Origin of the sequence: Roseisolibacter sp. H3M3-2 (genome assembly GCF_029211165.1) — a bacterium.
In the GTDB taxonomy this organism is placed as follows: domain Bacteria; phylum Gemmatimonadota; class Gemmatimonadetes; order Gemmatimonadales; family Gemmatimonadaceae; genus Roseisolibacter.
Map to the genome: position 1 here is coordinate 1 of NZ_JARGEK010000451.1, position 3,359 is coordinate 3,359.

Below are 3,359 nucleotides of genomic sequence, written 5' to 3' on the forward strand. Positions count from 1 at the left end.
GGTCTCCGCGACGGGCGACGCGGCGACCGCCGCCGACGCGGCGGCGCGCGGGCCGGTGATCGGGCGGTCCGGCGCCTCGTCGGCGCAGGCGGCGGCGGAGAGAACGATGAGCGCGCACCGCGCCACGGCCGCGCCACGCGGGCGTCGCGGCGGTGGGCAGGTCGGGATCCTCGGGGAGCGAGGCATGGGAGTCGGGGGGAGGAGGTGGCAACGCGTCTCGTGGACGCGCCGACACTCTGCTCCCGGCCGCTCACCTCGCGGTCACCGGGGGATCACCGGGGGCGGATGGGGCGAGGTCGGGGACTGCGATCTCGGGTACCGCGAAGTCGGGGACTGCGAAGTCGGGTAGCGCGAACACGGGTACCGCGAACGCGGAGGGGCGAGCTCGCCGTTCCCGAGTTCGCCCCTCCCGCGTTCGCAGTTCTCGACTTCGCCGTTCCCGACCTCGCCGTTCCCGGCCCTTCACCTCATCGCGAAGCAGTAGAACAGCCCGTCCCCGCCGGTCCCGCGCAGATTGGCCTGGCTGCACCCGCGCGAGCCGTGCGCCGAGTTCCACGAGTTGGGGCGCTGCCCGCCGCCCTGCTTGTCGTGGTGGCCGACCTGCGCGCTGCCGGCGCCGTCGGCGCCGCTCGTCCAGTTGCGGCAGGTGTGGTCGGCGGTGTCGGCGGGGAACGCCGTGCCGTCGGGGTTCGAGCCGGTGAGGATGTCGTGTCGGTTCGGCGTGTCGCCGCGCCCCGTCACCGTGTCGCCGCGCTCCGTGAGCGTCCCCTGCTTCCCGAGCCCGTTCGACTCGCCGTGCAGGTCGGCCACGTTCGCGGCCACGCGCACGCCGCGCGCGTTGTGCCACGGCCCGGCGCCGATGCGGTCGCGCGCGTTGACGGCCGGCTGCCCGTCGGCGGCGCTCGCGCTCAGGTACGCGCGCCAGGTGCGGTTCCCGGCGCCGGCGGCGCGCGCGAGGGTCTGGCAGTGCGCGTCGGCGCCCGCCAGCCCGCCGAGGTTGGCGCCGTTCCCCGGCCCCGCGCTGGTGACGAAGAAGGTCATCGCCGACTGCCCGGCGTCGGCGGCGGCGCCCGCGCCGGCGTCGGTGGCGCCGCCCTGCGAGGTCGAGGCCGCGGCGCACGCGGCGGCGAGGGTGGTGAGCGCGAGCGCGGCGAGGCGACCAGACGGCATCTCGGACCTCCGGGGTGGCGGGGAGCGGAGCGGACGGGCGCGAAGTTATGCGGCGCACCGCCCGCGCGCATCGCGCGCATCGCGCGTACCGCGCCGCCGCGCCCGCGGCCGGCCCCGCCGTCCGTACGGTCGACGTTGCCTCGGCGGCCGGCGCGCGCAGTATTGGGGCACGCACGATCCCCGCCGGCGGCCGCGCCGGCTGCCCGCGACGCCGCCGCCGTGCCTCCCCGTTCCCGGAGGTGCGCATGACGCGACGTGCCTGGCCGTACCTGGCGGGGCTGTCGGTCGCCCTGGCGCTCCCGCGCGCGCTCGACGCGCAGCACCCGACGCCCGCCCCCGCCGCACGCCCGGTCGCCGACCGCGGCGCGCCGCTGCGGACCGCCCCGCAGAAGATCCAGGACGCCCTCGCCGCCGCGCCGGCCTCGGTCGCCGCGCAGGCCGCCGTGGTCGACTGGCCGATGGCCGAGGGGGCGAGCATGCGCGAGCTCCGCCCCGGCACCAACGGGTGGGTGTGCCACCCGACCACCCCCGCGGTGTTCGCCGCCGCCGCGGGGCGCGACCCGATGTGCCTCGACGCGGAGTGGCAGCAGGTGGTGAAGGCGTGGGCCGCGCGCGCGGCGCCCACCGTCACCCGGCTGGGGTTCGCCTACATGCTCCAGGGCGACGCGGGGGTCAGCAACTCCGACCCGTTCGCCACCGCGCGCACCGCCGACAACGACTGGGTGGTGTCGGGGCCGCACGTGATGCTGGTGAGCCCCGACCGCGCGGCGATCGAGGCGCTGCCGTCGGACCCGAAGAACGGCGGGCCGTGGGTGATGTGGAAGGGGACGCCGTATGCCCACGTGATGATCCCGATCCCCTCGGCCGCCGCGCCGTCGGCGCGCGCCCCCAAGCGCGCGCCGCAGTAGGACCCCCGTCCCATCACGTCGAACGTCCCACACCCGGAGGAGCCCATGCGACCGTGCTTCCCGTGCCTGCTGGCGCTGGCGGCGCTGGCCGGCTGTGCCCCGCAGGACCGGCGCGTCGCCGACTCGGCGGCCGCCGTCGGCACCACCCCCGACTCCGCGGCCGGCGCGATGGCGTCGCCCCCCGCCGCGCCCCTCGCGCTGGCCCGCCTGGCGGGGCGGTGGGAGATGCGCGCGATCCCCGACGCCGGGGCCGACACCGCCGTGACGCACTACACGCTGACCGCGACCGCCGACTCCACCGGGTGGTCGTTCACCTTCGGCGACCGGCCGCCGGTCCCCGTGCGCGTCGTGTCGGTCGCCGGGGACAGCATGGTGCTCGAGGCGGGGCCGTACGCCAGCGTGCGCCGCGCCGGGCGGCAGGTCAGCACGCACAACGTCCTGCGCATGGAGGGCGATCGCCTGGTCGGCCGCACCACGGCGCGCTACTCGGGGCGCGGCGCCGACTCCGTGCTGACGCTCCGGACGGAGGGCGAGCGTCGCCCGTGATGTGACCGGCAGCCCTTGACCACTAAGAAGGAAATCGGATGAGACGGATCCGTGCTGATCCGTCTCATCCGATTCCCAGATGCGACGTCTCGGTCCGCCCAGGCGCGATCAGGGGGGCCGACGACGCGGCACTCCATGCACCGCCGCATGGTCGCGCGCGCGCGCCACGAGGGCGGCCGCGTCGAGGTGGCGGGCGTCGCGCGGGGTGAGGCCGGCGACCGCCGCGAAGTGCTGCCGCAGCGTGTCGGGGGAGCCGTAGCCGAAGCGCGCCGCCGCGGCGACGGCGGTGGCCCCGCCGCGGATCGCCGAGGCCGCGCCGAGCACGCGCAGCAGCTGCACGAAACGGAGCGGCGGCCGGAAGCCCGCGGCGGCGGCGTGGCGCACGAAGGTGCCGCGCCCGATCCCGGCCGCGCGCAGCAGCGCCTCGGTGGTCGGCCAGGCGCCGCCGTCGGCCGCGGCGTACGCCGCGCGCGCGAGCGCGGCGAGCAGCGGGTCGAGCGGCCAGCGCGACTCCAGCGCCGGGAGGACCCCGCCGTCGCCGGCGTGGCGCAGCGCCTCCTCCAGCCCGCCGGCGAGCGCGCGGGCCGGCGTCTCGCGGCCGAGCACGACGTCGACGCAGGCGAAGCGGCGCGGGCGCGCGACTAGCTGGTGCAGCGCCGGCCCCGCGGGCGCGCCGAGGAGCGCGAGCACCGGGAGCGACGCGCGCGCGGCCGCGGCGGCGGCGAGCCAGCGCAG

At 78.1% G+C, this 3,359-nt stretch carries 4 protein-coding genes; 2 read left to right on the top strand and 2 right to left on the bottom strand.

All coding sequences use genetic code 11. From position 1 onward, the window contains the following. Window positions 1-462: 462 nt before the first annotated feature. Entirely contained in the window at window positions 463-1,041 is a 579-nt protein-coding gene (locus PYV61_RS22805) for a lectin (protein ID WP_345785282.1), read from the bottom strand. Between the two features lie 374 nt (window positions 1,042-1,415). Between PYV61_RS22805 and PYV61_RS22810 the strand changes: the two genes are divergently transcribed. Both PYV61_RS22810 and PYV61_RS22815 read left to right on the top strand, forming a co-directional pair. Next, on the top strand, window positions 1,416-2,078 hold the full coding sequence (locus PYV61_RS22810) for a hypothetical protein (RefSeq protein ID WP_275836017.1): 663 nt from the start codon (window positions 1,416-1,418) through the stop codon (window positions 2,076-2,078). Between the two features lie 45 nt (window positions 2,079-2,123). Beyond that, a complete protein-coding gene (locus PYV61_RS22815; RefSeq protein ID WP_275836019.1) occupies window positions 2,124-2,624 on the top strand; it encodes a hypothetical protein in 501 nt (166 codons plus the stop codon). A 108-nt stretch (window positions 2,625-2,732) separates the two neighbouring features. On the opposite strand, the gene PYV61_RS22820 is transcribed toward PYV61_RS22815, so the two are convergent. Beyond that, a partial coding sequence (locus PYV61_RS22820) for a helix-turn-helix domain-containing protein (protein ID WP_275836021.1) occupies window positions 2,733-3,359 on the bottom strand: 627 nt, incomplete at its 5' end.

Excerpts from the sequence above, each read along its gene's own strand:
- PYV61_RS22815 (WP_275836019.1), top strand. The coding sequence starts at position 2,124 with ATGCGACCGTGCTTCCCGTGCCTGCTGGCGCTGGCGGCGCTGGCCGGC.
- PYV61_RS22805 (WP_345785282.1), bottom strand. The coding sequence starts at position 1,041 with ATGACCTTCTTCGTCACCAGCGCGGGGCCGGGGAACGGCGCCAACCTC.
- PYV61_RS22810 (WP_275836017.1), top strand. The coding sequence starts at position 1,416 with ATGACGCGACGTGCCTGGCCGTACCTGGCGGGGCTGTCGGTCGCCCTG.